The 19,872-nt window shown below is 73.0% G+C and carries 25 protein-coding genes; 7 read left to right on the top strand and 18 right to left on the bottom strand.

The genetic code is table 11. The annotated features are described in order from the left end of the window. Positions 1 to 70 precede the first annotated feature (70 nt). From ACLQ25_RS22830 to ACLQ25_RS22820, 3 genes are read left to right on the top strand one after another with little or no spacing between them, the layout of a single operon-like run. A complete protein-coding gene (locus ACLQ25_RS22830) occupies positions 71 to 751 on the top strand; it encodes a carbon-nitrogen hydrolase family protein (RefSeq protein ID WP_425732858.1) in 681 nt (226 codons plus the stop codon). A 44-nt stretch (positions 752 to 795) separates the two neighbouring features. Further along, complete coding sequence (locus tag ACLQ25_RS22825; RefSeq protein ID WP_425732831.1) at positions 796 to 1,239, top strand: VOC family protein; 444 nt, start codon at positions 796 to 798, stop codon at positions 1,237 to 1,239. 48 nt (positions 1,240 to 1,287) lie between these two features. Beyond that, positions 1,288 to 1,785: a DinB family protein gene (locus ACLQ25_RS22820; RefSeq protein ID WP_425732830.1), complete on the top strand. Its 498-nt coding sequence runs from the start codon at positions 1,288 to 1,290 to the stop codon at positions 1,783 to 1,785. A gap of 26 nt (positions 1,786 to 1,811) precedes the next feature. Here the strand turns inward: ACLQ25_RS22820 and ACLQ25_RS22815 are convergent, their stop codons facing one another. The 7 genes from ACLQ25_RS22815 to ACLQ25_RS22785 form a co-directional block, all read right to left on the bottom strand. Then, the gene (locus ACLQ25_RS22815; protein WP_425732829.1) at positions 1,812 to 2,456 is read right to left on the bottom strand and encodes a histidine phosphatase family protein; all 645 of its coding nucleotides are present in this window, start codon (positions 2,454 to 2,456) and stop codon (positions 1,812 to 1,814) included. A 58-nt stretch (positions 2,457 to 2,514) separates the two neighbouring features. Beyond that, complete coding sequence (locus tag ACLQ25_RS22810) at positions 2,515 to 3,390, bottom strand: alpha/beta fold hydrolase (protein ID WP_425732828.1); 876 nt, start codon at positions 3,388 to 3,390, stop codon at positions 2,515 to 2,517. A gap of 14 nt (positions 3,391 to 3,404) precedes the next feature. Then, positions 3,405 to 4,865: a protein kinase domain-containing protein gene (locus ACLQ25_RS22805; protein ID WP_425732827.1), complete on the bottom strand. Its 1,461-nt coding sequence runs from the start codon at positions 4,863 to 4,865 to the stop codon at positions 3,405 to 3,407. A gap of 94 nt (positions 4,866 to 4,959) precedes the next feature. Further along, positions 4,960 to 5,154 carry a hypothetical protein gene (locus tag ACLQ25_RS22800; RefSeq protein ID WP_357392765.1) on the bottom strand — a complete coding sequence of 65 codons (195 nt, stop codon included), beginning with the start codon at positions 5,152 to 5,154 and terminating at the stop codon, positions 4,960 to 4,962. A 2-nt stretch (positions 5,155 to 5,156) separates the two neighbouring features. Beyond that, positions 5,157 to 6,200 carry a LacI family DNA-binding transcriptional regulator gene (locus ACLQ25_RS22795; protein WP_425732826.1) on the bottom strand — a complete coding sequence of 348 codons (1,044 nt, stop codon included), beginning with the start codon at positions 6,198 to 6,200 and terminating at the stop codon, positions 5,157 to 5,159. A gap of 125 nt (positions 6,201 to 6,325) precedes the next feature. Beyond that, positions 6,326 to 7,207, bottom strand: a complete 882-nt coding sequence (locus ACLQ25_RS22790) for a helix-turn-helix domain-containing protein (protein ID WP_425732857.1) — start codon at positions 7,205 to 7,207, stop codon at positions 6,326 to 6,328. 143 nt (positions 7,208 to 7,350) lie between these two features. Continuing rightward, positions 7,351 to 7,590 (bottom strand): DUF397 domain-containing protein, encoded by a 240-nt coding sequence (locus tag ACLQ25_RS22785; RefSeq protein WP_425732825.1) that lies wholly within the window; start codon positions 7,588 to 7,590, stop codon positions 7,351 to 7,353. 268 nt (positions 7,591 to 7,858) lie between these two features. Between ACLQ25_RS22785 and ACLQ25_RS22780 the strand changes: the two genes are divergently transcribed. After that, on the top strand, positions 7,859 to 8,506 hold the full coding sequence (locus ACLQ25_RS22780) for a GGDEF domain-containing protein (RefSeq protein WP_425732856.1): 648 nt from the start codon (positions 7,859 to 7,861) through the stop codon (positions 8,504 to 8,506). Here the strand turns inward: ACLQ25_RS22780 and rox are convergent. The 4 genes from rox to ACLQ25_RS22760 all read right to left on the bottom strand — a co-directional run bounded on the left by rox (position 8,503) and on the right by ACLQ25_RS22760 (position 11,741). Beyond that, on the bottom strand, positions 8,503 to 9,936 hold the full coding sequence (rox, locus tag ACLQ25_RS22775) for a rifampin monooxygenase (protein WP_425732824.1): 1,434 nt from the start codon (positions 9,934 to 9,936) through the stop codon (positions 8,503 to 8,505). The genes ACLQ25_RS22780 and rox overlap by 4 nt on opposite strands. Positions 9,937 to 10,078: 142 nt before the next feature. After that, positions 10,079 to 11,017 (bottom strand): phosphotransferase enzyme family protein, encoded by a 939-nt coding sequence (locus tag ACLQ25_RS22770; RefSeq protein ID WP_425732823.1) that lies wholly within the window; start codon positions 11,015 to 11,017, stop codon positions 10,079 to 10,081. Between the two features lie 144 nt (positions 11,018 to 11,161). Continuing rightward, positions 11,162 to 11,413, bottom strand: coding sequence for an SRPBCC domain-containing protein (locus tag ACLQ25_RS22765; RefSeq protein ID WP_425732822.1), 252 nt, complete (start codon positions 11,411 to 11,413; stop codon positions 11,162 to 11,164). Next, complete coding sequence (locus tag ACLQ25_RS22760) at positions 11,397 to 11,741, bottom strand: ArsR/SmtB family transcription factor (RefSeq protein WP_425732821.1); 345 nt, start codon at positions 11,739 to 11,741, stop codon at positions 11,397 to 11,399. The genes ACLQ25_RS22765 and ACLQ25_RS22760 overlap by 17 nt, the downstream gene beginning before the upstream one ends. 152 nt (positions 11,742 to 11,893) lie before the next feature. On the opposite strand from ACLQ25_RS22760, the gene ACLQ25_RS22755 reads away from it, so the two are divergent. Continuing rightward, positions 11,894 to 12,544 (top strand): flavodoxin family protein, encoded by a 651-nt coding sequence (locus ACLQ25_RS22755; RefSeq protein WP_425732820.1) that lies wholly within the window; start codon positions 11,894 to 11,896, stop codon positions 12,542 to 12,544. A 28-nt stretch (positions 12,545 to 12,572) separates the two neighbouring features. On the opposite strand, the gene ACLQ25_RS22750 is transcribed toward ACLQ25_RS22755, so the two are convergent. Further along, the gene (locus ACLQ25_RS22750; RefSeq protein ID WP_425732819.1) at positions 12,573 to 13,064 is read right to left on the bottom strand and encodes a type II toxin-antitoxin system PemK/MazF family toxin; all 492 of its coding nucleotides are present in this window, start codon (positions 13,062 to 13,064) and stop codon (positions 12,573 to 12,575) included. Between the two features lie 64 nt (positions 13,065 to 13,128). Here ACLQ25_RS22750 and ACLQ25_RS22745 point away from each other — a divergent pair, with 64 nt between their 5' ends. After that, positions 13,129 to 13,644 carry an NUDIX hydrolase gene (locus ACLQ25_RS22745; protein WP_425732818.1) on the top strand — a complete coding sequence of 172 codons (516 nt, stop codon included), beginning with the start codon at positions 13,129 to 13,131 and terminating at the stop codon, positions 13,642 to 13,644. A gap of 49 nt (positions 13,645 to 13,693) precedes the next feature. Beyond that, positions 13,694 to 15,016 carry a hypothetical protein gene (locus ACLQ25_RS22740; RefSeq protein ID WP_425732817.1) on the top strand — a complete coding sequence of 441 codons (1,323 nt, stop codon included), beginning with the start codon at positions 13,694 to 13,696 and terminating at the stop codon, positions 15,014 to 15,016. Between the two features lie 34 nt (positions 15,017 to 15,050). On the opposite strand, the gene ACLQ25_RS22735 is transcribed toward ACLQ25_RS22740, so the two are convergent. The 6 genes from ACLQ25_RS22735 to ACLQ25_RS22710 form a co-directional block, all read right to left on the bottom strand. Then, on the bottom strand, positions 15,051 to 15,470 hold the full coding sequence (locus tag ACLQ25_RS22735) for a hypothetical protein (RefSeq protein WP_425732816.1): 420 nt from the start codon (positions 15,468 to 15,470) through the stop codon (positions 15,051 to 15,053). A 184-nt stretch (positions 15,471 to 15,654) separates the two neighbouring features. Then, positions 15,655 to 16,140: a DUF2267 domain-containing protein gene (locus ACLQ25_RS22730; protein WP_425732815.1), complete on the bottom strand. Its 486-nt coding sequence runs from the start codon at positions 16,138 to 16,140 to the stop codon at positions 15,655 to 15,657. 60 nt (positions 16,141 to 16,200) lie between these two features. Next, complete coding sequence (locus tag ACLQ25_RS22725) at positions 16,201 to 16,599, bottom strand: NUDIX hydrolase (RefSeq protein WP_425732814.1); 399 nt, start codon at positions 16,597 to 16,599, stop codon at positions 16,201 to 16,203. 57 nt (positions 16,600 to 16,656) lie between these two features. Then, the gene (locus ACLQ25_RS22720) at positions 16,657 to 17,997 is read right to left on the bottom strand and encodes an MGH1-like glycoside hydrolase domain-containing protein (protein ID WP_425732813.1); all 1,341 of its coding nucleotides are present in this window, start codon (positions 17,995 to 17,997) and stop codon (positions 16,657 to 16,659) included. Then, positions 17,994 to 18,815 carry a TIM barrel protein gene (locus ACLQ25_RS22715; RefSeq protein WP_425732812.1) on the bottom strand — a complete coding sequence of 274 codons (822 nt, stop codon included), beginning with the start codon at positions 18,813 to 18,815 and terminating at the stop codon, positions 17,994 to 17,996. The genes ACLQ25_RS22720 and ACLQ25_RS22715 overlap by 4 nt, the downstream gene beginning before the upstream one ends. Next, positions 18,816 to 19,853 (bottom strand): zinc-dependent alcohol dehydrogenase, encoded by a 1,038-nt coding sequence (locus ACLQ25_RS22710; RefSeq protein WP_425732811.1) that lies wholly within the window; start codon positions 19,851 to 19,853, stop codon positions 18,816 to 18,818. Between the last annotated feature and the right edge of the window lie 19 nt (positions 19,854 to 19,872).

Below are 19,872 nucleotides of genomic sequence, written 5' to 3'. Positions count from 1 at the left end.
ACCGATCCTGAGAGTCAACCGCGAGGCGGAGACCTCGCAGACCGCCACGGACGGGCCGGCCCGTGGTCCCTTGCGGCTCGCCGTGGCGCAGCCGCCGTGCGTACCCCTGGATGTCGCGGAGAACGCGCGGGCGCACGCCGACGCGGTCCGCGCGGCGCGCGCCCGGGTGGTGGTCTTCCCGGAGCTGTCCCTGACGGGGTACGAGTTGCAGGGGCCGATCGTGCCGACGGATGACCGGCGGTTGACGCCACTTGTCGACGCGTGCGCCGAGGTGGGCACGGTGGCGCTGGCCGGCGCGCCGGTGACCGGCGACCACATCGGAGTGCTGGCGGTGACCGGCGACGGGGCGACGGTGGCGTACCGGAAGATGTGGCTGGGCGGCGTGGAGGCGCAGCGGTTCCGGCCGGGCGACGCACCGGGCGTGCTCGACGTGGACGGATGGCGGATCGGGCTGGCGGTCTGCAAGGACACCGGTGTCGCCGCGCACGCGGAGGCGACGGCGGCCCTGGGGATCGACGTGTACGCGGCGGGCGTACTGGAGTCGGCCCGGGACGCGGCCGTGCCGGACGAGCGGGCGCAGCGGATCGTCACGACGCACCGGGTCTGGGTGGCGATGGCGAGCTTCGCCGGGTCGACCGGCGGCGGTTACCGCGAGGCGGCCGGCCGCTCGGCCATCTGGACACCGCACGGTGACGTGGCCGCCCGGGTCGGCACGACACCGGGCGAGTGGGCGGCGACCTCGATCCACTGAGGCCGCCGGCGAATCCTGTCGTACCGGTGCGGCAGGATCGGGCGATGAGCGCTATCCCTCCTCGACTGTCCGTGGTCACCCTGGGCGCCCGCGACCTGGGCCGGCTGCGATCCTTCTACCGGTCCCTGGGCTGGCCGGAGCTGCCCGCCAGCGACGACGGCTGGTCGGCGTTCCTGCTCGGAGGTGTTCTGCTCGCCCTCTACCCGCTGCCCGAGCTGGCGGCCGAGGCGGCACCGGGTGTCGCCGATCCCGCCGGTAGCTGGTCCGGCGTGACGCTGGCCTGCAACGTCGACGACCGCGCGGGGGTCGACGCGGCCTTCGAGGCGGCTGTCGCGGTGGGGGCGTCGGTCGTGGCAGCGCCGACCGACCGTTCGTGGGGCGGCCGCTCGGCGTACATCGCCGACCCGGAGGGCAACCGGTGGGAGATCGCCTGGGCGGGTACGGCGGCCTTCGACGAACGCGGCGCACTCGTCTCGTTCGGCGGGTGAGCCGTGCCGTGGTTGATCCCGGGCGACGCCCTTGACATGCTTCGGTCCATGACCGTTTTCCCGCCCACCTTCGCCGACGACGTCGTCGACCAGCCAGCAAAGACGCAGATCGAGGCCTTCATCGACGAGCATCGCCGCGCGCTCAACGAGGCCCTGGACGGGCTGACCGAGGAGCAGGCCCGACGCTCGCTGGTGCCGTCGCGGACGACACTGCTGGGTCTGGTGAAGCACGCGGCCTTCGTGGAGAAGGTCTGGTTCGACGAGGCGATCACCTGCCGGTCGCGTGCCGAGATCGGCATCCCGGCGACGCCGGACGAGTCGTTCATCCTCGACGACGGCGACACCATCGCCAGCGTCCAGCAGGCCCACCGCGAAGCGTGCGAGGCGTCGCGCCGCGCGACAGCGTCGCACGGTCTGGACGACGTGCTGCGCGGCAACCGGCGCGGCCCGCTACCACTTCGCTGGATGTACCTGCACGTCCTGCGCGAGTTGGCGCAGCACTGCGGGCACGCGGAGATCCTGCGCGAGCAGATCCTGCGCGACTGACGCGCCGACCGTCCGACGTGGACGGGTCAGAGGGCCAGCCGACCCTGGACGGTGTCCCCGAAGCGCCGCAGGGTCCAGCGGGCCGGCGGCCAGCCGCCGGTGTCGTGGTCGGTGACCCACTCGCTGATCGACGCCGGAGGCACCTCCAGGTCGAACGCCCGGAAGATCGGCTGCGCGGCGAGCGCGTGGAAGGCGCCCTCCACGGTCTCGCTGTGGCCGACCAGGACCACGGTGCCGCCCCGGTGCCGGTGCGCGATCTCCATGACGGCGCGGCTGACGCGGACGACCAACTCGGCCCAGCTCTCGTTGCCGTCCTCGAACGGGCGGAACACTCCCCCACCGGGCACGGCGTGCTCGGTGCGGAAGCGGGCGACCGGCAGCCCGTCGGCGTACGGCGGGGTGTGCCAGGTGCAGAGGCCGCAGTCGGCCAGCGGCCGGACGCCGAACGCCGCGGCGATGGGCTGCGCGGTCTCGACGGCGCGGCGCAGCACCGACGAGTACACCGCCACCGGCCCCTCCACGGTGTAGTCGTCGACGAGTCGCTTGGCCAGCCGGTCGGCCTGGTCGTAGCCGAGCGACGTCAGCCCTCGGCACCCGTGCGGGCCGCCCACGATCCCGTCGACCTGGTGGACCGACTCACCGTGACGCACGAAGATCAGCCGTGTTCGCATCGGCCCATCATGCCAGCGACGTCCGCGGATAGATCAGCCGTCCGGACGGACGATGGCGTCAGTCGGCGTCCAGAACCTCGCGCAGCCGCGCCGCGAACTCCTCCGGCTTGCCCGCGTATCCGTGCTCGTCGCCGAGGAAGCCGCCGTGGTGACTCGGGAACACCACGGCCTCCTGGCCGAGGAGCGCCGCCGTGGCGAGGGCCGTACGCGCGGTGTAGGTGCCCGTCGACTCCGCGCCGACCGCGATCACGATGCGGCTCGACGCGGCAGTGAGGACGGCCGGGTCGGGGCGGTAGTCGGTGATCGCCCATGAGCTGTCGGACAGCAGCGGATCGTCGCGGCTGCCGTCGTCCTCGCTCGGCAGGCCGAACATCGCGGGGTCGGGGGCGGGCTGGGCGAAGTAGGCGTCGGTGAACTCGCCCTGCCACGACGTCATCGCGATGAAGGCGGCCATGCCGGCGCCGAATCCCTTGGCCTGGTACGCCTCGTAGAACGCGTTCCGAGCGCGCTCCGCTGCGGCGGCGTCCGGGAGCACCGCGTTGATCGGCGGCTCGTGCGCCACCAGCGTGGCGACGTCTCCGGGGTGGGTCGCGACGAGTTCGAGCGCCGTCACCGCGCCACCGCTGCTGGCGAACACGTCCACCGGACCGGCGTCGAGGGCCTCGATGAGCAGGTGCAGATCGGCCGCCTGCCGCTGTGGCGTCTGGTCGGACCGACCATCGCTACGGGTGCTGCGACCGAGACCGCGCGGGTCGTACGTGATGACGGTCCGGTCCGTGAGGTGCGGGGCGAGCGCGCCGAAGCCCTCCGCCGCCATCGGTTGGCCGATCAGAAGCAACGCGCGACGCCCGCCGGTCGGAGGCAGTGGACCTCGGACGTCGTAGACCAGGTCAGCGCCGGGTACGGCGAGGCGGTGCGTCTGCGTCGTCGTCATGCCGGCGAGACTACTCAGTCGTTGGCGCGATCGGTGGTTAGCTCACGGGTCTGGGCCAGCAGCGTGTCGAGCTGGACGGCGGTCTGCCGGGGCAACCGGCCACGGTCCACCAGCTCGGCGATGGTGTCCCGCAGGTCGGCGATGCGCCGCTCACGGTCCCGGGTCCGTCGGTTCACGTCGGCGAGGTCGTCGCGCAGGTCCTCGGCGGTTCTGCGGTCCACGTCGCCACGGGCCACCGCCGCGGTGAGCACCTGGTCGAACTCGTCGCTGACCTGGCGGAAGCTGACCGGCAACCCCTGCCCGACGGACGACGGCACGGCGCTGCTGGGGCGGGGCGACGGGGAGGCCGACGTCGCCGGCTTCGGCGACTGCGACTGCGTCCGGGGCGGGGGCGCCGTGGTGGAGGGCGACGACGGGCCGGCCACCGGCCCGGGGCCGGACGTGTCGGGTGCGCCGATGCCCTGGCTGAGCAGCGCGCCGAGGCCGACCAGCACGGCGAGACCGGCCGCGACGACGAGCGCCAGGGGCCGGCGCGGACGGCGTCGGACCGGCGCGGACACGACCGGCGCTGGCCGGGCGGCCGAGCGGTCGATCAGGGTCGGCGGGTGGGCGGCCGGGACGATCCGGAGCAGCTCGGTGGGGGGCTCGACCGGCTGGCCGGCGCCGAACCGTCGGGCGAGCTGTGCGGCGCTGGGCCGTCGAGCCGGGTCGGCGGCGAGGCAGGCGAGGGTCAGCTCGGCGATGTCGGCGGGTAGGCCGGGCACTCGTAGCGGGGGCACCGGTGTGCCCCGCCGGTGCACCTCGATGGCGTCCTCCCAGCTCTGTACGGGCAGGGGCGCCGCGCCGGTGAGCATGCGGTAGAGCACCGCGCCGAGGGCGTAGACGTCGCTGGCCGGGTCGGGCGGACCGGCGGCGAGGCGCTCCGGGGCGAAGTACGCGGGTGTGCCCATCACCGGCTCACCGGACTGGCTGTCGAGCCCACCGAGCGCGGCGATGCCAAAGTCGAGCACCTTGGCCCCGGTGTCGGTGAGCATGACGTTTGCCGGCTTCACGTCGCGGTGCACCACCCCAATGCGGTGCGCGGCGGCCAGCGCGGCGGCGATGTGCCCGGCCACCCGGACCGCCTCCGGCCAGGGCAGCGGGCCGGAGCGCAGCCGGTCGGCCAGGTTGTGGCCCTCGACCAGCTCCATCACCAGGTACGGGACGACGACGCCATCGGCCAGGGTCGCCTCGGCGTAGTCGTACACCTGAGTGACGTGCGGGTGGGTCAGCCGGGCGGCCGCGCGGGCCTCGCGCTGGATGGTGGCCCGCAGGTGCGGGTCGGCGGCGAGCTGGCCGGCGAGTACCTTGATCGCCACCGGCCGGCCCAGCACGTCGTCGTCGGCCCGCCACACCTCGGACATGCCGCCGAGACCGATCCGCTCGTGCAGCACGTAGCGGTCGTGGAGGCGGAGGGTGGGCGTGAAGGGTGACATGGCCAGACCAGTCTGCCCGGCGAGTGCGCGATCGACCACCCTACGTGTCCGGACCGGTACTGTTCGTCCCCGGAGTGCCGGAATGGGGCCGTGCTCAGGAGCAGCGGGGCACCGGGCGGGGCTGGATCCGGTCGGCGAGCCGGCGCAGGGCGACGGCGGTCAACTGCCGGGTCGGGGCGAGCAGCGGCCGGCGGGCGCGCTCGACGACGACCGGGGCGTCCGGTCGGGCCGAGGTGACGTGGCGGTTCATCGCGTCGAGGGCAGTGACGTATCCGGTCGGGAATTCCATGGTCAACTCCTCACGTGGGGTCCGGTGGAGGACCGGACGACGAGTTCGGTGGGTAGCAGCACGTGACCTGCGGCAGCGTCCGTGGGTGGGTCGAGCAGCAGTTCGGCGGCGATCCGGCCCTTCTCCTGCGCCGGCTGCCGGACGGTGGTGAGGCCGGCCGCCGCCGCCTCGGGGACGTCGTCGAACCCGGTCACCGAGACCGGCGGGCGGGTGCCGCCCGGTCGCCGGGCCAGGGCGTCGAGCACGCCGAGGGCGAGCACGTCGGAGCCGGCCAGCACGGCGGTGGGCGGTTCGGGCCGGTCGAACAGCCCGGCGACGGCGGCCGCCGCGGCGTGGCCGCTGTTGCCGGGGGCGTTGACCAGGGTCAGCTCCGACCAGGCGACACCGACCTCGGCGAACGCGTCGGCGAAGCCGGCGAGCCGGCCCCGGGTCGTCGGGTGCGGGGCGCGCTCGAACCCGGACAGAGTCACCGGACCGGTGGGCGCGTCGGGCAGGACGGAGTCCACGAGCAGGGCGACCCTCCGGTGGCCGAGACCGGCCACGTGCGCGGCGACGCTGTGCGCGGCGGCCCGCTCGTCGATGCCCACGAACCGCTCGTCAGCGGCGGCGTCGTCGCGTACGGCCGTGCTGACGTACGGCAGGCCGCGCGCCCGGATGACGTCCAGCGCCCACTCCTCGTCGGCCACGCAGTACACGCAGAAGCCGTCGACGGCGGCGTTCTCCACGGCTCGACGGGCGTCGGCCTGCGCCTGCGGCAGGGGCACGAGCAGCATGCTGGTGCCGTGTCGCTCGGTCGCGGCGCCCACCCCGGCGAGGAAGCGGACGGCGAAGGGGTCGGTGAAGGCGTACGACAGTTGCGACGTGAACAGCACCCCGATCGAGCCGACGAAGCCACGGCGCAGGGAGCGGGCGGTCGGGTTGGGTCCCGGGTAGCCGAGCTGGCGCGCGGCGACGAGGATGCGCTCGCGCAGGGCCGACGAGAGCTGGTCGGGGCGACTGTAGGCATTGGACACGGTGCTACGGGAGACACCGACGGCGTCCGCCACGGCTTGCAGTGTCGGCTTCACTCGACGCCCTTCTGTATCGATTCAGACTGGATCGATACAGAGACTAGCCCGACACGTCGGCAACGGTCAATGCCAATGAACCCGCGCGCGCCCTCAGGGCACCGTCACTGCGGGTAGGTCTCCTCCAGCAACCGGCCCAGGATCTCCGGCGTACGCTCCGGCGGCTCCGCCTCGACGCAGAGCCGCTCCATGGCCACGGCGTAGTAGTCGAGGTCGTCGCGCTTGTCCAGGTAGATGGCGCTGGTCAACTGTTCGATGTAGACGATGTCGGGCAACTCCTGGTCACCGAAGCGCAGGATGGTGAAGGCGCCACCGGCCGCCGCGTGACCACCTGCGGCGAAAGGGATGACCTGAAGTCGGACGGTGGGCGACTTGGTCGCCTCGATGAGCGCGGTGAGCTGGCCCCGCATCACCTCGCGACCGCCGATCGGGCGGCGCAGCGCCGCCTCGTCCACCACGGCCCAGAGCAGCGGCGGCTTGTCCCGGAGCAGCAGTTGCTGACGCTGCATCCGCAGATCCACCCGGCGGTCGATCTCGGCGACGCCGGCGCCGCCGTGCCCGAGCAGCACGACCGCCCGGGCGTACTCCCGGGTCTGCAGGAGGCCGGGGACGAACTGCACCTCGTAGCTGCGGATCAGCGCCGCCGCCGCTTCCAGGCCCAGGTAGGACTGGAACCAACTGGGCAGCACGTCGCCGTAACGGTGCCACCAACCGGGACTGTTGGCGTCCCGCGCGAGCTTGAGCAGCGCCTCGCGCTCCCCCTCGTCGTTGACGCCGTAGAGGGTCAGCAGGTCGGAGACGTCACGTTCCTTGAAGCCGACCCGGCCCAGCTCCATCCGGCTGATCTTCGACTCAGAGGAGCGGATCTCCCACCCGGCGCCCTCCCGGGTCACCCCGCTGGACTCCCGCAGCCGACGAAGCTGAGCGCCGAGCAGCATGCGCAGCACGGTTGGCCCGGTTGTCGGGCCGCCGTCGGCGGGAACCATCGTCACGTGCGGACCTCCGGATACCGACCACGTGGTCGGGCACCGAGCCCGACCGACGTGTAAGCATGCCATGGACCGACAGTGAGATGAACTCCTCCGGACCGGCGATTCAGTCCCGTCGCTGGGACCGCCCGCCGCGGCCGTCAGTTGATCAGATGGTCGAAGTCCCCGTCGCGGGCGCCGAGCACGAAGGCGGCGATCTCGTCCACTGTGTAGATCAGCGCCGGCCCTTCCGGATGACGCGAGTTGCGGACGGCGATGCCGGCCCCTCCGGGCAGTTCGGCGAGTTCGACGCAGTTGCCGCTCGGGTTGCTACGGCGACTCTTCTGCCAGGTCAAAGGAGGCAACAGAGGGATCGGAACGCCATTGGGTGGCTGCTGCATGAGAGGCGTCTTTCTGCTCACGAGCCCGCCGGTGCCCGTGGGAGGAGCGGTGACGCGGCGAGGTGCGGTATCGGGGTCGGGCCGTATGCACGTGCATCTGCTATTGCATCTGCACCGGATGGCGAGCATGATAACGCACGTGATCGGTGCTTATCCGTTCACTTTGTGTTACCCCCAGCGGGGTGATGACCAGGGAAAACTGGCCCCGACGCGGCAGGCGCGCCGCGCAGACCGAAGGCGGGAGGCGGTCGCGGCGATGGGAGGTCTCCTGCCGGATCCGATGAGCGTTGCCTCCGGCGTCTGTGCCGCGGGCGCCCTGCTCTCCTCCTGGCAACTGCGCCGCCGCGCCGTACGCGCCGAGGCCGAGATCGAGCACCTCCAGGCCGAGCTGGCCGCCGAACGCCACGCCGCCAGCCACGACCCGCTCACCGGGCTGCCCAACCGCCGCGCCTTCTACCGTCTCGCGGCCACCCTGCTCACCAACGCCGACGGTGAGCCGCTGATCGCCATCGTGCTCGACCTCGACGACTTCAAGCAGATCAACGACCGGTACGGGCACGCCGCCGGCGACCAGGTGCTGATCAGCGTCGCGGAACGACTGGCCGGGTTCGCGGGCGACAACCTCGTAGCCCGCCTCGGCGGCGACGAGTTCGCGGGGCTGCTCGCCAGCCCGACCGTCGACCGACGCTGGATCGAACACGCCACCCGACGCCTCAGCGAGACCGTCGCCGCGCCGATCCGGCTGACCGGGTGCAGTGTCCGGGTCACCGCGTCGGTGGGGCTCGCCCCGGTGACCTGTCCGACCCAGCTCACCGACGCGCTCAGCCGCGCCGACGCGGCCATGTACCAGGCGAAGAGCCTCTCCGGCCCGCGGGCGCCGCGACAGCTCGTCGACAGCGCCCGCTTCATGGACTAGGGCATGGTGGCGCTCGCGCCGAACCACCGGCGCAGCTGGCCCACCAGGTCGGTCTGATCGTCACCGACCCACGCCACGTGGCCGTCCGGACGCAGCAGCACACCGGGTACGTCGAACCCGTCACCGACGTCGACGACGTGGTCGACCCGGTCCGCCCATCCGGCGGCCGAGAGGCGACCGGTCGCGTCGAGCAGCAGCCCGCGGCCTGCGCGCATCAGTTCGTAGAGACGTCCCCGGGTCAGCCGGACGTCCCGCAGGTGCCGGCCGAGCAGCTCGTGACCCGTGCCGAAGTCGTAGCGGACCCCGATCGCGGTGACCTTCTCGATCAGGTACCGGTTCACGTCCTCGAAGTCCATCAGCTCCGACAACAGGTGGCGTACCGCCTGCGGCCCCGGATCCGGTGACAGCAGGAACATCTGCGCACGGGTGTTGACCAGGACGTCGGCGGCCACCGGGTGCCGCTCGGCGTGGTAGCTGTCCAGCAGCCCGTCGGGCGCCCAGCCGGCGACCTCGGCGGCCAGTTTCCAACCGAGGTTGACCGCGTCCTGGATACCGAGGTTGAGGCCCTGCCCGCCGGTCGGCGGATGGATGTGCGCGGCGTCGCCGGCCAGCAGCACCCGGCCGACCCGGTAACGCTCGGCCAACCGGGTGGCGTCGCCGAAGCGGGACAGCCAGCGCGGCGAGTGCACGCCGAAGTCGGTGCCCGCGTACGCCCGCAGTTGCTGTTGGAACTCCTCGATCGTCGGCGGGACATCGCGGTCCTCGGCCACTCCCTGGGCGGGCACGAGGACCCGGTACACACCGTCGCCGAGTGGCCCGAGACCGAAGCGGAGGTGGGTCCTGCGCACCTCGGCGACCACGTCCGCCACCGTCTCCGGGGGTACCCCCACCTCCATCTCGCCCAGCAGCGAGTCGACCCGGCTGGGTTCACCGGGGAAGTCGACGCCGAGCAGCCGACGGACCGTGCTCCGGCCGCCGTCGCAGCCGACCACGAAGCGCGACCGCAACCGCGTCCCGTCGGCCAGCTCCACCGTCACCCCGTCGTCGTCCTGGCGCAGCCCGACCACCTCGCTGCCGCGCCGGACCTCGACGCCGACCTCCACGGCGTGCTCCGCCAGCAGGCGGTCCGTGGTGGTCTGCGGGATGCCGAGGACGTACGCGTGGGCACTGTCGAGGCCGGCCGGCGGCGGCTTGGGGATCGCCGCGAAGTAGCCCCCGAGTGGATGCCGCGTACCCAGGGCGAGGAAGCGCTCCAGCAGTCCGCGCTGGTCCATGATTTCGATGCTGCGCGCGTGCAGGCCGAGTGAACGGACGAAGCGGGTCGGCTCGGCATCCCTCTCCAGCACCACGACGCGTACGTCGTGCAGCCGCAACTCACTGGCGAGCATCAGCCCGGTCGGTCCGCCGCCGGCAATGATGACATCGATCACGATTCCCCCGATTTTCCCAGGTTTGGGCTTCGGGTGACGATTCTGCGGCACGACGGGGGTCTTGCCGCAAGACCCCGGGTGCGATATACGTTAGAGGTGGCAGGGAGTTGGATCTCCCTGCCATTTCGCGTTTCCGGGCCGCTCAGCGCCGCCCGGCGAGGTCACGCAGCGCGGCATCGGCGAGGGTGACCAGGCCGACCGGCGACACGAGCCCACGAACGATCCGGGCGGCGGTCGCGCGATCGTCGGGGCTCGCGGTCGGGTCCAACGCCTGGCGGGTCCAGTCGCTGAGGTCGTCGAGCGCGCGCACCGCGAGGAACCAGGCCAGCCGCGCCGCGTCGATGTCGACCGCGTCGTACCCGGCGAGCACGGCCCTCTCCTGCCCGGGGGTGATCGGCGCGAAGGCGAGCACCCCGCCCACGACGAACATCAGGTCGCACTCGCGCGGGGCGAGCACGGCGTCGTCCCAGTCGATCAACCAGACCTGGCCGTTGGGGCCGAGCAGCAGGTTGCCCAGATGGGGATCGCCGTGGCGGACCACCGCCGGCCCCGACCGGTGGGCGGCGAGTCGCTCGACCCCACCGAGCAGGGTGGACATGCGGTCGGCGTGCGCCGCCCAGTGCGCCGCCAGGTCGGCCACCAACGGATCGCCCGAGTCGGCCTGATCACGGAGCCGTTCGGCCACGTCCCGGGTCGCGGCCACGATCGAGGGGTACGCGTCACCGCCGCCCGGCAGCAGCCGTTCCAGTTCACCGGTGACCGGGACCGCGTGAACGGCGGCCAGCAGTTTCCCGTAGGCACGCCAGTGCGCCTCGCTCATCGGGCCGTCCAGCGCCCGCAGGTCGGACACCCACGGGACAACGGAGAGGCGTACCCCGTCACGCTCGGCGTACAGACGCCCGTCACGGGTGCGGACCGGCGCCGCGACACCCGGCACGCCCCGCTCGGCCAGGTGCGCGGACACGATCAGACCGGCCGGCGTACCACCACCGCTGACCTTGACGGCATACCGCGCGCCGTCGCCCGTCTCACCCCGCCACAGCCGAGCCCGCAGATCAGCCCCATACGGAACCTCGTCCACCGTGGACAGCCGAAGCCCAAACGCCTCCTCAACCCACCCCAAAACCTCCACAACCTCAGACCCTCGCCCGTGTCGATCAAGAGGTTCGCGTCAGGATCGGCTCATATTCTGACGCGAACCTTTTGATCAACACGGTCCCGTCCGTCAGTGCATGGTGGACAGGTGCCGGTCGAGGGCCGCGTACGACTCGGCGGTGCCCTGCGCCATGCCGGCCTCGACGATGCCGTCGCGCTGGGCGGCGGTGTCCGCCGGATTGCCCCGGCACCACCATTGCTTGAGGTGCTCGGCTTGGGTGTGCGCGGCGAAGACGAGGTCTCGCGGGGCGTCGAACGAACGGACCATCGTGATGTCCCGCTCGGAGGACACGTAGACCGTCAGGTCACGGGCCTCGGTCATGGCTGGTCTCCTTCAGGTCGTGTAGATAGTCGTCGAGGGCGTCGTAGCGTTCGGCCCAGAGCCGGCGGTACTGGTCGACCCACTCGGCGACGGTACGTAGCGGCGTCGGATCGAGGCGGCACCGCCGCCACTGGGCGTCGCGGGTCCGCACGATCAGCCCGGCGCGCTCCAACACGCCCAGGTGCTTGGAGATGGCCTGGACGCTGATCGGGAACGGCGCGGCCAGTTCGTTGACCGTCGCCTCGCCGGTGGCGAGCCGGGCCAGGATGGCGCGGCGGGTCGGGTCGGCGAGCGCGCCGAACACGGCGCTGACCGGGTCCGCTGTCATGTCGCTTTCAACCACCTAGCTAATCAACCGACAGGTTGAATCTACAGCTCGACCGCCGACGGTCAACGGTTTCACCGGAACAAGACCGTGATTCGACCCGACACACGGGTACGGGGAGAGCAGCCCGATACGACCGACGAGAGGAACCCGTCGTGGTGAGCGTCCGCGCCCTGGTACTCAACTGCACCCTCAAACCGTCGCCCGCCCCCTCCAGCTCCGAGCAACTGGGCCGGGAGGTGCTGGCCGAACTGGCCCGCCAGGGCGTCGACGGCGAAATCGTCCGGGTGGTCGACCACGACGTGCACTTCGGGGTGTCGACCGACGAGGGCAACGGCGACGGTTGGCCCGCCATCCGCGCCAAGCTCCTCGCCGCCCAGATCCTCATCATCGCCACGCCGATCTGGCTCGGCCAGCCGGCGAGCGTCACCAAGATGGTCCTGGAACGCCTCGACGCCGAGCTGTCCGAAACCGACGACAAGGGGCGGCTGCTCACCTACGGCAAGGTGGCCGGCGTCGCGGTCGTCGGCAACGAGGACGGCGCGCACCACACCATCGCCGAAATCCAGGGGGCGCTCAACGAGGTGGGCTTCACCGTGGCCGCAGCCGGCGCGACCTACTGGGTCGGCGAGGCGCTGCACACGGTGGACTACCGCGACGTCGGTCCCAAGCCGGACACCACCGGTCGTACCACCAAGGCCCTCGCGCTCAACAGCGCCCACCTGGCCCGGCTCCTCGCCGAGCAGCCGTACCCGCCGCCGGAGGCGCAGGGCGCCGCGGTCGGTCCGAGCCGCGAGCCGGCCTGACGGTCCGTCCGGCCGCCGAGGGGTACGGTCAGCGCCAGCCGTAGCCGGCGCGCAGCGCCTGCCCGACCCGGTCGAACCGGGACCGATCGAGCACGGCACCCTCGCGGCGGATGCTGTCCTCGCGCATGGTGAGCACGCGGTCGAGCCGGACCCAGCTCGGCCGATTGTCCCGGTCCCACTCGCCGGGGCCGAGCGCGAACCAGTGCCGCTGCCCGTCCCGCTCGCTCTGACTGGACAGCATCAGCCCGAACAGCGTCCGGCTGTGCCGCCCCACCACCAGCACCGGGCGGTCCTTGCCCTGACGGGGGTCGTCCTCGTACGGCACCCACGTCCACACGATCTCACCCGGGTCGGCCTGGCCGTCGACCTCCGGCGCGTAGCTCAGCTCGCGCCGCTGCAACGCGTTCACCTGGCGCGGGCGGGCCACCCGTGCCGGAGACGGCCCGGTACGCCGGGGCGACGGAATCGCCGCGCCCACCCGGGAGATGCGTTGTGCCACGTTCCTCAACAGACCAGCCACGGCGGGCAGCCTACCGGCCCCCGCGCGGGCCCCCGGAGCCGGAGCGCTGCGGCAGACTGAGCCGATGGACCAACTGCCCGACGACCTGCCGATCCTTGAGCGGCGCGCGGTGCGCGTGGTCGTTGTCGACGCCTCCGACCGGGTGCTGCTGTTCCACACCCGCGACCCGGACCACCCTCGCCTCGGCACCTGGTGGGAGCTGCCCGGCGGCGGCATGGACCCGGGCGAGACATACCGCGAGACCGCGGTGCGGGAGTTGCGCGAGGAGACCGGCATCATCGTGACCGCCGACCAGGTGGGCGCGCCGACGTGGCGACGGCGGGCCAGCTTCCTGCACCGCCAGTTGCGCCACGTCCAGGACGAGGTGATCGTCACCGTCCGACTGGCCGGTCCCGGCCCGGACGTGGACGAGACGGACCGGCTCGACTACGAGCGGGAGGACTACTTCGGCTTCCGCTGGTGGCCGCTTGCCGACGTCGTGGCCAGCGCCGAACGCTTCTATCCCGGTCAGCTCCCCCGGCTGATCACGCCCTTCCTGGCCGGCGAGCGGATCGACGAGCCGTTCGAGCTGTGGTCGTGACCGGGCCGGTGCGGATGCCGGACCGGGTCGGGCCGGGCAGAGTGGAGGCATGACGAACGACCTGCACGGCCCGCTGTCCGCGTACGCCGAGCGGATGCACGCCACCATCGGCGACCGGCACCACGTCGCCTCCCCGCTCGGCGCCTGGCTGCTGCTCGCCGTCAGCGCCGCGACGACCGGGGCCGGGCCGGCGACCGGCCCGGACACAGCCGGCCCGGACGCAGCCGGCCCGGACACAGCCGGCCCGGACACAGCCGGCCCGGACACAGCCGGCCCGGACGCGGCGGCCGAGGCCCTGGCGGCGGCGCTCGGCACCGACCTGGTGGGCGCGGCGGAGGTGGCCCGCATGCTGCTGGACGCGCCGCACCCGCTGGTCGCGTCCGCCACGGCGTTGTGGCTCCGGGCGGTTCGAGGAGTCGACGAGCCGGCCGGGTGGCGGGCCACGCTCCCCGCGACGACCGAGGTCGGCCCGCTCCCCGACCAGGCCGGCCTGGACGCCTGGGCGCGCGAGCACACCGACGGCCTGATCGAGACGTTCCCCCTGAAGGTCCGCCCGGACGTGGTGTTCGCCCTGGCCAGCGCGCTCGCCACCCGCATCTCGTGGGCCGCGCCGTTCGACGTCACCGACGCCCGGGCGCTCGGTCCCGGTAGCGCCTGGGCGGGCGACCTCCGCCAGACGTTGCGCAGCCCGGGTCACGGGCACCAGGGGGCCATCGTCACGACCGACCGGGCCGGCGACGTCATCGTGCACACCGCCCGAGCCCAGGAGACCGACGGCGCGGGACTTGTGGTCCTCTCGGTGGCCGCCGCGCCGCACGTGCCGGCGGCCGATGTGCTCGCCACCGCGTACCGACTCAGTGTCGGCGCGGCCGACGGCGCGCCACCGGCGGGTCGGCGGTCACTGTTCGACCTGCCGCTCGGCGAGACCCCGCTGTGGACACTGCGCGAGGAGCGGGTACGGACCCGTGCGCGCGACGGCCGCGAGGAGCGGCATCAGGCGGTACTCCCCTGCTGGTCGGCGCGGAGCGAGCACGATCTCACCGCCGAGACGCTGGGCTTCGAGGCCGCGGTCGGGACACTGGCCCGGGCCCTCGACCAACCCGTTCAGAGCTTCGAGGCAGGGCAGGTGGCGATGGCCCGGTACGGCCGGTACGGGTTCGAGGCGGCGGCGGTGACCGGGATGTTCGGCACGGTCAGCCTGCCACCGGAGGGAGTCGCACGTACTGCCGAACTGCGCTTCGGCCACCCGTACGCCGTGGTGGCCGTCGCCACCGACAGCAGGGCGGACGGGACCACCGGGCCCTGGCACGGGGTGCCGGTCTTCTCGGCCTGGGTCAGCGAGCCCGAGGAGCCGTCCGACGCCGAAGGGTGACGCCCGCGCCCCTGACCGCACCGACGCCGCGCAGCTAGGTGATCGGCGGGCCGGGGCAGGTGAAGAAGACCCTTGCCTCCCAGCCGGGCACCAGATGGCCGTGGCCGTCGTCGACAGTCATCCGTTGGAATTCGGTCGTGTGGATCGTCGGCAGACCGGCGTCCATGCCGCAGGCTTCGCGGGCGGTCTGCTGCGCGATCGTCAGCGCCAGATACCTGTCGACGGCCTGGCCGGCGGCCAGGCGCGAACCCGGCGGCGGTGGTGTGTAGGTGCCGGTCTCCACCTGACCGCCGCCGCTCACACCGCTGTCCACCGCTGACGCGTCGAACCCGCCGACGCCGCCACCGCCCGGTTGGGGCAGTTCGGCTGGCGGGTGGTGAACGGTCACTTCGGGCCCCCAGCTCGACTCGCTCTTGCGCGTGACGAGCCTCTTGAGCTTCTCCCAGATGTTCATGTCGCTCCGCTTCCTCAAGGAGCGTTACCAGCCGACGACGGGCTGCGGTGCCTCTGATCGTACGTCCCGGAACCAGGACGGAGCCCTGGCAGAGGTGGCGTCAACAGCGCAATGGCATGGATCGGAGCGACACGGACGCACGGCCCAAAGGCGACCTCGACCGCAGGCGGATCGTCTCTCTCGATCACACCGGATCGGGCCGGTCCTCGTCGTGCGGCAGTCGGGCCACCATCTCGTGGAACTCCCGTACGGTCACCGCCTCGCGCAGGGTCGCGAACACAGCGCCCGTGCCCAGCCGTGCCGTGGCCGCGTCCACTCCGGCACGCTGGCTCACCCGGCGTAGGAAGTCCACCGGACCGGCGTCCATGGGTGGCGGCGTGGCCGGCCCACCGACGTCGAAGCCCACACCGGTGTCGAGCACGTCACCGCCGGTCGTGACGGCCGGGACCGGATCGGTCGGGTGGGCATCCGGCGCGAAGTCGTACAGGTAGCCGTCGACCTGGTCGGGGAGGTGCCCGGCGGGGTCGGGCGCGGCACCGGTGACGCGTTCCGCCATCGTGGTGAGCACCGCGCGGGCGAGAGCGGCAGCCTGCCCGGTCGGTAGGCCGGAGCGCCGGGACACCGCGTCGATGAAGTGCCCAAACCCGTCGCCGCCCGCGATGTCGGTCACGCCGGGGCGGTTACCCGCGCCCGAGGGCGGCAAACAGCGCCGGACGCGGGCCAGCGACAGTCAGCGCAGCAGGTCGGCGGCCGACAGGTGGTCGAAGATGAGCTGATCGACCGGGGAGGTGCGGTGCCGGTCGGCGTATCCGAGCCAGGCCATCTCGGCGATCTCGCTGGCCGGCTGCAACCGTCCCCGGTATCCGGCCTGGTAGCAGGTCATGCGCACCGCGACGCCGGCCGTGTGCCCGTGCGCCTGCGCGGTGAACGTGCCCAGGTGCGTCGCCCCGCGCACCTCCACCTCGACGCTCAACTCCTCACCGATCTCCCGGCGCAGGGTCTCCAGGTCGCTCTCCCCGGGCTCGCGCTTGCCGCCGGGCAGATACCACACGTCCTTGCCCTGCGACCGGGTGCTCAGCACCCGCCCGTCCTCGATCAGGATCCACGCCACCTTGTCGATCTCGCGCACGCCGCCTCCCGCCCCGCTGGGAGCAGGCACGTTACCACCCGACGCCGGCGGGAACATTCACGCGGCGAGCAGGTCGAGCAGGAGCGCGGCGGTCCAACCGAACGCCGGTGAGCCCAGCCCGGCGCCCGTGTCGGGGTGGAAGTACTCGTGGCAGCCCGCCCCGGCCACCAGATCGATCATCGAACGGCGTAGGCCGGCGGCCAGCTCCGGGTGACCGTGGGTGTTCAGCCCGCGCCGCACCAGCCAGCCGATGTTCAGCCAGCTCGGCCCGCGCCAGTAGCGCGGCGGCTCGAAGTCGGGCGCGGTGCGGTCGTAGCTGGGCAGCGGCCGGTCCATCCGCCGGGCCACCCCGAAGCGCGCCGACGTCGCCTCGGCGACGAGCGCGTCGACCTGCCGGGCCGGCAGGTTGGGCAGGAGCAACGGCGCGAGCCCGAGCACGGTACGCGCGCCGACGAGCCGGCCGGCGCGCAGGTCGCGGGGCTGGAACGTGCCGGTGACCGGGTCGTACAGCCGTCGTACCAACGCCTCGGTGACGCGGTCCGCGCGGACCCGGTGTGGGCCCGGGTCGAAGCCGGTCAGCGTGGCGATGTCGGCCAGCGCGTGCTCGGCGGAGCCGAACGCGGCGTTGAACAGCGGGCACTCCACCAGGAACGGATGGTCGTCGGCCAGGTCGCGGTCGGCGTAGCCGTGGTCGCGGTAGGCCGCGACGATCGCCAGGTAGCGCGCGTAGTCCAGGTCCGTGGGGCGGTGCGCGGCGTCGGCGTGCGCGGTGTCGTGGCGACGGTACGCGCGCATGACGGCCGCCTCGGCGTCGACCGCGGCCATCGGCTCGTCCCAGGCGGGGCTGTTGTCCAGTCCGGACTCCCACGGATGTACGACGCACACCAGCCCGTCGCCGGCCACATCCCGCCGCTCGGCCAGATAGCGCTGCTGAGCGACCAGCGCCGGGTAGAGCCGGCGCAACGCGGCCAGGCCGCTCTGGTCGGGCGCCCGCCGGTAGGCCAGCAGCGCGGCGAGCGCGTGCACCGGCGGCTGGACGAGGCCGGAGGTGTCGACCCCCGGGGCGCCCGGCACGTCGGACGAGCGCCACAGGTCGGGGCCGGGGAAGTACGCGCCGACCCGCAGCGCCGGGTTGAACACGATGTGCGGTACCCGTCCGTCGGCCCACTGCGCCCGGAACAGACTCGCCAGCTCCCGCCAGGCCCGCCCGGGCCGGACGTGGGCCAGCCCGATCGCGATGAACGCCGAGTCCCAGCTCCACTGGTGCGGGTAGAGCGTGCGCGACGGCACCGTGTGGTCGTGCTCCCAGTTCGCGTCCAGTGTGGCGACGGCCAGCCGGCTCAGCCCGGCCGGCTCGGCCGTACCGCCGATGCGGGCCGGTACGGCGTTGGCGGTCATGCCGCGGCCCGGCGGGGCAGCGCGTGCCGCAGCACCGTGACGGCCTCAGCGAGGGCGCGGACGGGGTCGCCGCGCAGCCGGCACTCGAGGGACAGCCAGCCCCGGTAGTCCAGCTCCAGCAGGGTCCGTACGAGCCCGGTCCAGTCGAGGTGCCCGGCGCCGGGCTGGTACCGGTTGGAGTCGCTGACCTGCACGTGCCCGAGGTACGGCGCGGCGGCCCGCAGTGCCCGGTGCGGGTCGTCCTCCTCGATGTTCATGTGGAAGGTGTCGGCGACCACCCGGACCGAGGGCAGCCCGAGGGCGGCGCACAGGGCGACCGCCTCGTCGAGCCGGTTGACCATGTGGTCCTCGTACCGGTTGAGGGGTTCGAGGAACAGGGTGACCCCCTCGGCCCGGGCGTGTTCGCCCAGCTCGCCGAGGGTGTCCAGGAGCACCTGCCGGTCGCCGGCCGGCGGGCGTGGCGGTTCGAAGGGCGGCAGCCGCCGGGAGAACATCCCCCAGGCGGCCGGGGTCATCGCCCCGATGCCGCCCAGCTCGGCGATGACCGAGAGCTGGGAGCGCAGGTTGCGGACCGCGTCGGCGGACCGGTCGGGGTCGAAGTCGCCGATGAAGTGGGTCATCTCGACGCAGACGGTGGGCATCACCACGCCGGCGGCGCGGGCCCGGCGCAGTTCGGGCAGGCGGCGGGCGAACGCGAGGTCACCGCGACCGCGCAGCTCGATGCCCTGGTAGCCGAGCGCGGTGGCGAGGGCGTACTTCTGGATCAGGTTGGTGCCCGGCAGGAGCTGTTCCTGGCAGGCGAGCGCGATGGTGGTCATCTAGAACCTCAACACCACTTGGAGGACGTCACCGGCGCCGCGGTCGAGCAGCGCGAGGGCGTCGGCGACCGCGCTGGCGTCGACGATGTGGCTGACCAGCGGCAGCGGGTCGACGCTGCGGTCGGCCACCAGCTCCATGAAGGTCTGTGCCACCCGGTCACCGGTCCACCGGCCGGCCATGCCCGGCGCGGGGGTGGGCCCGGAGACCTGGGCGGCCACCAGCTGGATGCGGTTGTGGTGGAACTCCTCGCCGAGGCCGAGCCCGTCGGCCTGGCCCTGGTAGAAACCGGCGGCCACGACCCGGCCGGCGTGCGCGGTGGAGCGGATCGCCTCGTGCAGCGCCGGGTACGCCCCGGACAGCTCCAGGCAGACGTCCGCGCCCCGGCCGCCGGTGGCCTCGCGCAGCACGGTGGCGGCGGACCGGACCTCGGCGTCCACGGTGGTCCGTGCGCCGTAGTGGGTGGCGTGGGCCAGCCGGCCGGGCACCCGGTCGACGGCCACCACCCGAGCGCCGGACAGCGCCGCGAGGCGGGTGGCGAGCAGCCCGATGACGCCCTGCCCGAAGACGCCGACCCAGTCGCCCAGGTGCAGGTCGCCGGCGAGCACGGCGGTCAGCGCGATGGCGCCGGGCCGGGCGAAGACCGCGGCGAGCGGGTCCAGCCCGACGGGCAGGGGTCGGACCGCGTCGGCGGGGAGCACGGCCTCGGCGCGGTGCCCCCAGATGCCCCACACGAGCTGGCCCGGATGCCGGTCGGCGACCTCCGCGGCCACCTCGATGACCTCGCCGACCTCCTCGTAGCCGAAGCCGACCAACGGGTACGGCACGGGGGCCTGACGGGGGACGAACATGCGGGCGGTGTCGTCCCAGTCCTTGCGGAGCCGGGGATTGCTGCCCCGGTAGAGGGTCAGCTCGGTGCCGGCGGAGATGCCCGAGTAGCAGGTGCGGACCCGGACCTGGCCGGGACCGAGCGGATCTGGCGGGCAGGGCTCGAGACTGATCTGTCGAGGCCCGGCGAGGGAGACCACCCAGTTGCCCATGTGTCACATCCCGGTAGCA

Source organism: Micromonospora sp. DT44 (genome assembly GCF_049841635.1).
Lineage (GTDB): Bacteria > Actinomycetota > Actinomycetes > Mycobacteriales > Micromonosporaceae > Micromonospora.
The sequence above is the reverse complement of the archived record's forward strand: the minus strand, read 5'-3'. Positions and strand labels throughout refer to the sequence as shown.

Bases quoted from the DNA above. Each gene is read 5' to 3' on its own strand.
- ACLQ25_RS22825 (WP_425732831.1), top strand. From the start codon at position 796: ATGAGCGCTATCCCTCCTCGACTGTCCGTGGTCACCCTGGGCGCCCGC.
- ACLQ25_RS22820 (WP_425732830.1), top strand. From the start codon at position 1,288: ATGACCGTTTTCCCGCCCACCTTCGCCGACGACGTCGTCGACCAGCCA.
- ACLQ25_RS22815 (WP_425732829.1), bottom strand. From the start codon at position 2,456: ATGCGAACACGGCTGATCTTCGTGCGTCACGGTGAGTCGGTCCACCAG.
- ACLQ25_RS22810 (WP_425732828.1), bottom strand. From the start codon at position 3,390: ATGACGACGACGCAGACGCACCGCCTCGCCGTACCCGGCGCTGACCTG.
- ACLQ25_RS22805 (WP_425732827.1), bottom strand. From the start codon at position 4,865: ATGTCACCCTTCACGCCCACCCTCCGCCTCCACGACCGCTACGTGCTG.
- ACLQ25_RS22800 (WP_357392765.1), bottom strand. From the start codon at position 5,154: ATGGAATTCCCGACCGGATACGTCACTGCCCTCGACGCGATGAACCGC.
- ACLQ25_RS22790 (WP_425732857.1), bottom strand. From the start codon at position 7,207: ATGGTTCCCGCCGACGGCGGCCCGACAACCGGGCCAACCGTGCTGCGC.
- ACLQ25_RS22785 (WP_425732825.1), bottom strand. From the start codon at position 7,590: ATGCAGCAGCCACCCAATGGCGTTCCGATCCCTCTGTTGCCTCCTTTG.
- ACLQ25_RS22765 (WP_425732822.1), bottom strand. From the start codon at position 11,413: ATGACCGAGGCCCGTGACCTGACGGTCTACGTGTCCTCCGAGCGGGAC.
- ACLQ25_RS22760 (WP_425732821.1), bottom strand. From the start codon at position 11,741: ATGACAGCGGACCCGGTCAGCGCCGTGTTCGGCGCGCTCGCCGACCCG.
- ACLQ25_RS22745 (WP_425732818.1), top strand. From the start codon at position 13,129: ATGGACCAACTGCCCGACGACCTGCCGATCCTTGAGCGGCGCGCGGTG.
- ACLQ25_RS22740 (WP_425732817.1), top strand. From the start codon at position 13,694: ATGACGAACGACCTGCACGGCCCGCTGTCCGCGTACGCCGAGCGGATG.
- ACLQ25_RS22735 (WP_425732816.1), bottom strand. From the start codon at position 15,470: ATGAACATCTGGGAGAAGCTCAAGAGGCTCGTCACGCGCAAGAGCGAG.
- ACLQ25_RS22720 (WP_425732813.1), bottom strand. From the start codon at position 17,997: ATGACCGCCAACGCCGTACCGGCCCGCATCGGCGGTACGGCCGAGCCG.
- ACLQ25_RS22715 (WP_425732812.1), bottom strand. From the start codon at position 18,815: ATGACCACCATCGCGCTCGCCTGCCAGGAACAGCTCCTGCCGGGCACC.
- ACLQ25_RS22710 (WP_425732811.1), bottom strand. From the start codon at position 19,853: ATGGGCAACTGGGTGGTCTCCCTCGCCGGGCCTCGACAGATCAGTCTC.